Consider the following 6,054-nt stretch of genomic DNA (forward strand, 5'->3'; position numbering starts at 1 on the left):
AGACCACGCCGGTCACGGTTTCTCCTCCGAGGCCTGGACGTACACCGCACCACCGCTCAGCTCCAGCTGGAACGCCTCGCCGCTGCGCCCGGCCCACCATGTCGCGCCAGCCGAGCGCCGTGGACACGCTTGTTGCGCATGCGCCGTGGTGCGCGACGTGCGCCTGCGGGTCGACGTGCACCGGGTTGTTCCCGGGTGATGGGCACCTCGATCACCCGCCGTGCGCCATGACGGCCCACCGCCAGTGCCCTTGAGCGTCGTCGTGAACAGGCCCTGGCCGGTCACCTGGCCGCGCACCATGCCCCTGACGCCCGCCCATGAACATGGTCTGCATCGCAGCGTCCCGTCGAAGGCGAGCAGCCGGTCGGCCTCCACGTACAAGGTGTCGCCGGACAGCGTGATCACCTGGACGTGGTGGCCGCCGTGCCCAGGCAGCACGGTCCGCTGCCCTCGACCGTCATCAGCGGCGTCGCCTCGTTCGCGACCCGCCGCCCGATCATGGACATCGCTTGCCCGCCGCTGCGTTGGGGGTGAGAGGGACCTCGCCCCGGTACGCGAGCATGGCGCCGCCGCTGGCTGTAGAGGCGCTGCGGGACGACGGTCGGCCTCGATCATCTTCGAGTTGATCTCGCGGAAGGGCATCAAACGTCCCCGGCGATCGTGTTGCGCTCGCTGGGCTGCACATAAACGAGCCCGTCGCCCTCGAGCCGGATCTGGAACGCCTCGCCGCCGCCTTCCCCCATGATCGTGCGGAAGGTGACGCCCGACTGGAACTGACTGGTGCAGGTTCCCCTGGTGCGCGATGTGCGCGCCCGGGTCGACCTGCGTCAGCGAGGTAGTCGCGGCTGACGCGCGCAGCACGACCGCCGGGCCGTCGCTCATGATCGCGACCTGGCCGTGGCCCTCCACGGTCGTCGTGAACAGGCCGTTGCCCTGGGAGGCGCCGCGCCTTGCCCGTGAACGGCGGGATGCCGGTACGCAGGGCCCGGCGTCCGTGCCAGCAGCAGATTGCTCGCCTCGACGTACAGCTTGTCGCCGGTCAGCCCGACCAGGTTGATCTCGCTCGCCCGGTCCGCGAGGCAGCAGGTCCCTGACCCTTCACCTCCATCACGGTCATCTGCTCGCCCGGTGATGCGGCGGGTGACCATGCCCACGTATCCCCTCGCCACCCCGCTCAGCTTCTTGAACGCCATCCGGCCGTCGTACGCGACCATCGACGCGTTCTTCGCCTTGACGCTGTCGCCGTCATGTCGGCGGCCAGCATCTTGCTGCCCTGGAGTCGGAACGTTGCCACGGGTCGAGGGTAGCCGCCCGGGAGGGGTGCCGACGGGTCCGAGGCACGGGTGCCACAATGGGCAAACGCTTGTGCGTACATTCACAAGATCATTGCCCGCCCCTAGTCGCCGCTTCTGCCGAAGGTTGCCCGTGGACATCAAGACCGCCTCCGCCCTCCGCCGCCTCCGCCTGGTCTCCGCGCGAGGCCCGTCTCCTTCATCCCTGCTGCTCGTCTGCTCGGTCCTGAAGCGGACCACCGACTTCAACGCGGTGCCGGTGATGGGCGCGATCGCGGCGCGTGCTCTTCGTGCTCTACGTGATCTTCTGGGCGGACGCCTGGAACCCGCGCGAAGTGGGGCATCGGCACGGCCGCGCTCTACTTCTGCTCCTGTCGCTGCCCACCGGCGGCTTCTTCGCCGACGCGCAAGCTCAAGCGCGGGAGGCCGACGACGGTGATCGCGTCCCGCGCGACCGGAAGGGGGTCGTGAACGCATGATCGTCGCCTTTTGCCGTGACGCCGCTCGGGGTCGGCGAGGACGTCGCGTGGGAGGGTACGTCGCCGACGCGGTGCGGGTCGTCCGCGAATCGGGTCTGCCCAGCCGCACCGACGCGATGTTCACCTCGATCGAGTGTGGTGAGTGGGACGAAGGTCATGGACGTCGTCCAAGCGTGCCGTCGCCGCGGTGGAGGCGCGGGCGCCTCGAGGTTTCGCTGGTGCTGAAGGCTGATGTCCGGCCTGTGACGGACGGTGCGGGCCTCGAAGGTGAGGACGGTGGGCGCCACCTCCGCGTAGAGGCGAGCGCTTTCCGGCTCCGTCCGCCTCGTTCCGCCGGTTCCCGGTCCTGCGGAGCCGGTGGGGGCTTCTCGCGCCGTTCGCGCCCCTGAGATGCAGGCCACTGCGCGCCATCTCCCCGATGAGGCTTGCGCGCAGCACCATGCCTTCAGGGGCGCAGAACGGCGATCGCTACCGGCCCGCAGATTCACACGATTCCCCCATACCTCACTCAGTACGCCGCTTCTGGTTCGGCCCGCCCACGAAAGTCACCTTTTTGTGAGGGTCGATACGCTCGATCACCAGAACCTGGAGGGCGCTATTGTGCGGCCTGAATACGACTACGACACCTTACAGCAGACTCGCCAGCGCTCACCAGCGCGACGGTAGTTACCAGGTGCAGTACATATCGCTCCTCTCCCGTGGCACCGAATACGATATCCTGGCTGATGACGCTCGCGCCTCTGCTCACCGGAGTGCTGCTCGCCTATCGTCTGGCCCACCCACTGGACCCGGCGCGAGGGCGGGGACCAGTGGCTCGTCGCCTTACACCGTGATCTCGTGTCGATCGGCTCATCTGCCTCTTCATGCTGGTCAACGTCGCCTCCATCGCCCACGCCACGCTGATGATCTGGGACCCCAGTGCCCGTACGCCCCAGGGCAGGGCACCCGCGTCGCCTTCCTCACGACGTACGTCCCGGCAAGGAGCCCCTCGCCATGGTGCGCGCCACCCTGGGAGGGCGCCGTGCGCATCAGCACGACGGGACCCTCCACGTGTGGCTCCTCCCGACAGGAGACGACGAGCAGTCCCAAGGCGCTCTGCGCCGAACTGGGCGTGCGCCGCTTCACCCGCAGAGGGCGTGCTCGACTGGAACCGCTGCAGGGCGTCCACAAGGCGAGACCAAGCACGGCAACTACAACGCCTGGCTCGCCGCGGCACGGCGACGACTACGACTACTTCGCCTCCGTCGACACCGACCACGTGCCCGCTCGCCGAACTTCCTGGAGCGGATGCTCGGCTTTACTTCCGCGACGGACGTGGCCTTCGTCGATCGGGCCCGCAGGTCTACGGCAACTGACACCTCGGCCGTCACCAAGGCCGCCGAGTCCCAGCAGTTCCTCTTCCACGCGCTGATCCAGCGCGCGGGCAGCCTACGGCGCCCCGATGTTCGTCGGCACCAACGAACGTCGTGCGCATCGCGGCCCGTGCACCAGATCGGCGGGTCTGTACGACTCCGATCACCGAGGACATGGCGACCGGCTTCGAGATGCACCGCGCAGCAAGAACCCAGGGCCACCGGGCACCACTGGCGGCTCCGTCTACACGCCCGGACGTCGCTCGCCGTCGGGGAGGGCCCGCGTCCTGGACCGACTTCTTCACGCAGCAGATGCGCTGGTCGCGCGGCACGTACGAGACGCTGTCTCAAGCAGGTACTGGAAGGCGCCGTTCAGCATGCCGCCCGGGCGGCTCTTCAACGTACTCGATCGATGCTCGTGTACTACCCGATGACGGCCGTCAACTGGTTCCTCGGCGTGCCCTCGAGTTGCGTGCTGTTCCTGTGGCTCGGCGCGCTCCGGGCACCCAGGTCTCCGCGTCCGTCTGGCTGATGCTGCTACAGCGACGCGGCGGCCCTGCAGATCGGCCTCTACCTCTGGAACCGGCGGCACAACGTCTCGCCCGCACGAGCCGGAGGGGCTCCGGCGGCGCCTGGCCGGCGATGGCGATGTCGGCGCTGTCCGCGCCCGTCTACCTGAAGTCGTTCGGCGCGGCCCTGCTGCGCCGCCCCAGCCGCTTCGTGGTCACCCCCAAGGGCGGCGAGCGCCAGCTCCCGACCGGCTGCTGACCTTCCGCATCCACCTCTGCTGGGCGGCCGTGCTCGCTGCGCGTCCCTCGCGGCGTCCGTCGCTCGTCCACACCCACGTCGCCATGCGCACCTGGGCGGTGCTCGCCCTGCTGCATCGCGCTCGCCCCGGTCGCCGTCTGGGCCGTCACCGGCGCCGCGCCGCCCGCGCCGCCCAGGCCCGGACCGGCCCAGGCGGGCCGTGGCCCCCGCGCCGCCCGCTCCCCCACCGCGGCCTCCAGCACGACGAGCACGGGAGAACTGATCCATGGCGCTCAAGGCGGCGGCCCTTCCAAACGCATGCAAGAAGACGGTCCTGGGAGGCGGGCGGCGTCGCCCTCCCGTGCGGTCTCAACGCCCCGGCCGCCTGGAACTTCGCGTCCAGGCAGTACTACGACTGGAAGATCGCCCAGCCAGCTACAAGGCCAGTACGGCTCGTGGTCGTCGGTCGACATCCGCAGCAGTTCCGCACCAACGCCATCCACGCGGCCCTGCTGCACACCGGCAAGGTGCTGGTCGTCGCGGGCTCGGGCAACGAGCAGAAGAAGTTCGAGCGCCGGGGTCCTTCGACACCATCCTGTGGGACCCGACGGCGAACACGTTCAAGAAGATCGCCACGCCCGTGGACTTCTTCTGCTCGGGCCACGCCCAGCTCCCCGACGGACGGCTCCTGGTGGCGGGCGGCACCGCCCGCTACGAGCTGCTCGACGGCGAGGTGAAGAAGGCCGGCGGCGGCAGTGCGGCGTCAAGAACGAGAACCCCGACAAAGCCGAGTCGTCCCTGAAAGAAGGGGACGAGTTCCGCTCGCCGTCGGGCGTCGAGTACGTGTCGAAGTTCGACGTCACCGTGCCCAAGGCCAAGCGCAGCTTCGACATCACGTACAACCGGGCCGGCGTCATGCAGCCGTGGAAGACGAAGATCAAGGCCAGCGAGGCCCGCGTCTTCGTCGAGGCGGCGACGGGAGCGGCAAAGCGGTTCGTCACCGACAAGCAGGCCCAGTACGAGATCGAGGGCCTCAAGGGCGATGACGCGGACAAAAGCACGTACGGGCTCTCCGAGAAGATCACCATGGACAAGCAGGACTTCCAGGGGATCAAGGCGGCCTACGAGTTCGATCCCGTCGCCGAGAAGTACGTGCCGGTCGACCCGATGGAGAAGGCCCGCTGGTACCCGACGCTCGTCGGTCTGCAGGACGGCAAGGTCCTCGCGGTCTCCGGGCTCGACGACGTCGGCGTCATCGACCCCGGCGACAACGAGATCTACGACCGAAGACCAAGAAGTGGACGATGGGGCCCAAGCGCTACTTCCCCACGTATCCCGCCCTCTTCCTCACCAAGGGCGGCAAGCTCTTCTACCCGGCGTCCAACGCCGGGCACGGGCCCGCCGACAAGGGCCGCGAGCCAGGGCCTGTGGGACCTGAAGACCAACAAGTTCCAGAAGGTGCCGGGCCTCGCCGACATGGACGAGACGGAGACGTCGGCGTCCCTGGCGCTGCTGCCGCCGGCCCAGGACCAGAAGGTCATGATCATGGGCGGCGGCGGGGTCGGCGAGTCCGGAGAAGGCCACGTCGCGCACCGCGGTCATCGACCTCAAGGAGGACAACCCGTCCTTCAAGACCGGTCCCCCGGCTGCCGCAGGGCACCCGCTACCTGAACAGCGTGATCATGCCGGACGACTCCGTCTTCACGTCGAACGGCTCCTCGGACTACCGCGGCCGCAGCGCCAGCAACATCCTCAAGCGCGCAGTTCTACGACCCCAAGGACAACGCCTTCCACGAGGCGGCGTCCCCGGGTCGGCCGCAGCTACCACTCCGAGCGGCGCTGCTGCCGCCCGACGGCCGCGTGGCCACCTTCGGCTCCGACCCGCTCTTCGACAACGAGCAGAACACCAAGCTCGGCCACTTCGAGCAGCGCATGGAGATCTTCACGCCGCCCGCCCTGCACCGGGGGCGGCGACAAACGCCCGGTCATCGGCGAGGGTCCCGAGACCCTGCCGGACGACCACCGGGCCACGTACCGGACGGCCCAGGCCGACCGGATCGTCAAAACGCACTGATGCGCCCGTCCGCCAGTGACGCACACGACGGACGTGGGCAGCAGTCCCGTCTGAGCCGCTGGCTGAGGAACCGGCGAACGATGTTGGGCTGGCAGTTTGCATTACCACTT

At 68.9% G+C, this 6,054-nt stretch carries 1 protein-coding gene and 5 pseudogenes; 4 read left to right on the plus strand and 2 right to left on the minus strand.

Translation table 11 applies throughout. The annotated features are described in order from the left end of the window. Positions 1–12: 12 nt before the first annotated feature. Together RBJ77_RS25655 and RBJ77_RS25660 are read right to left on the minus strand one after the other, a co-directional pair. Positions 13–642 (minus strand): annotated as a pseudogene (locus RBJ77_RS25655) (AIM24 family protein). Beyond that, a pseudogene (locus tag RBJ77_RS25660) lies at positions 642–1,264 on the minus strand (AIM24 family protein). The pseudogenes RBJ77_RS25655 and RBJ77_RS25660 overlap by 1 nt, the downstream one beginning before the upstream one ends. Before the next feature lie 161 nt (positions 1,265–1,425). Here RBJ77_RS25660 and RBJ77_RS25665 point away from each other — a divergent pair. The 4 genes and pseudogenes from RBJ77_RS25665 to RBJ77_RS25680 all read left to right on the plus strand — a co-directional run. Beyond that, positions 1,426–1,771, plus strand: a pseudogene (locus tag RBJ77_RS25665) (DUF3817 domain-containing protein). Next, entirely contained in the window at positions 1,768–2,160 is a 393-nt protein-coding gene (locus RBJ77_RS25670) for an MTH1187 family thiamine-binding protein (RefSeq protein WP_372347184.1), read from the plus strand. Before RBJ77_RS25665 ends, RBJ77_RS25670 begins: the two are co-directional and overlap by 4 nt. Before the next feature lie 211 nt (positions 2,161–2,371). Next, positions 2,372–4,164, plus strand: a pseudogene (locus tag RBJ77_RS25675) (glycosyltransferase family 2 protein); the annotation flags it as partial. Next, a pseudogene (locus tag RBJ77_RS25680) lies at positions 4,157–5,980 on the plus strand (galactose oxidase); the annotation flags it as partial. The pseudogenes RBJ77_RS25675 and RBJ77_RS25680, both read left to right, overlap by 8 nt. Positions 5,981–6,054: the final 74 nt, after the last annotated feature.

The sequence above is a fragment of the Streptomyces sp. KL116D genome (assembly GCF_030766975.1).
Lineage (GTDB): Bacteria > Actinomycetota > Actinomycetes > Streptomycetales > Streptomycetaceae > Streptomyces > Streptomyces longispororuber_A.

Bases quoted from the DNA above. Each gene is read 5' to 3' on its own strand.
- RBJ77_RS25670 (WP_372347184.1), top strand. From the start codon at position 1,768: ATGATCGTCGCCTTTTGCCGTGACGCCGCTCGGGGTCGGCGAGGACGT.